At 71.6% G+C, this 1,160-nt stretch carries 1 protein-coding gene; it reads right to left on the bottom strand.

The features are described from left to right. Positions 1–160: 160 nt before the first annotated feature. Positions 161–1,160, bottom strand: a 1,000-nt coding sequence (locus ACIRJR_RS37105; RefSeq protein WP_403789201.1) for an IS1380 family transposase, incomplete at its 5' end; no start/stop codon positions are given.

Here is a 1,160-nt window from a genome sequence, read left to right as displayed (position 1 = left end):
CCTCGAAGTTTCATGACGGTCCGCCGACGGAGTTGGTGGGCCGTTTTCGTGTGGTGGGCTGAGGGTGGGCAGGCCGGGGGCCCGAGTGTCGTCTCGGGGTGGCGCCGGGTTCCACTGCTCCGGTTTCGGGTTGCTGTCGTAGGGGCGGCAAAGTTGCTGGTCAGCCGGGGTTCGGCAGGAGTGCGAGCCGTTCGAGTGCGTCGGTGATCACGCCGGTCCAGGGCCAGTGGCGGGCGAGGCGGAGGATTCGGCGGCGGCTGGTGGTGACGAGTTGTCCGGCCGTGGTGAACAGGCGGAGCCGTAGGCGGCGGGGTTCCCAGAGGCGGGCCTGGCCGGTCAGGGCGAGCATCGGCATCCAGGCCAGCAGGTCGAGGGCGGTTTGCACGATCTCCAGCCAGATCCGGTTCTGCGCGGTGGTGTGCAGGGGCAGGTTGCGCAGGCCGGTGGCGCGGGCGGCCCGGATGCGGTCCTCGGCCCGGGCCCGCAGTCGGTGACGGAGCTCGAGCTCGGAAATCGGGAGGCCGACGGTGTTGGTGGCGAAGCACGTCAGCCGCATGCCGTCGGCGTCGGTGATCCTCAACTGGGCGCCCGGGTGCGGGCGTTCCTTCCGGACGATGAGCCGCATGCCCTTGGGCCAGCCGTGAAGGACGTCGCCGGCGAGTTCGGCAACCCAGGCGCCATCGCGGACTTGGCCGCCGGTCTCGACGGCCGGCGTCCAGGCCGAGGCCGGGACCTTCAGGACGTGGCTGTGGATCTGCTCGGTGACGGTCATGCCGACGGAGTAGGACAGCCACCGGCCCGGCTTTGCGAGCCAGGCGACGAAGGTGTGGGTGCCGCCGGCTGAGTCGGTGCGGATCAGGGTCCGGCGCCCGCGCCGGTAGGACTTCGGCAGCTGGGCCAGGGCCAGTCGGGCGGCGGTGATGTGGTCGGCGGCGGTGTTCGATCCCGCGTTGCCCGGTCTGAGCAGGGCCGCGACCGGTTCGCCGGTGCCGCCCGGTCCGTGGTCGACGAACCCCATCAGCGGGTGGTGGCCGTAGGTCCGCTTCCAGGTGGGTGCGGCGTCCTCCTTGTTGGAGTGCGCGAGAACCAGCACCCCGTCGAGGTCCACGGTCACCGTCCCGCCGGCATCGGGTGCCCCGGCGCCGGCCAACTTCCAGACA

The organism is Streptomyces sp. NPDC102402 (genome assembly GCF_044765765.1).
GTDB lineage: Bacteria > Actinomycetota > Actinomycetes > Streptomycetales > Streptomycetaceae > Streptomyces.
This window is presented reverse-complemented; position numbering and strand designations above follow the sequence as displayed.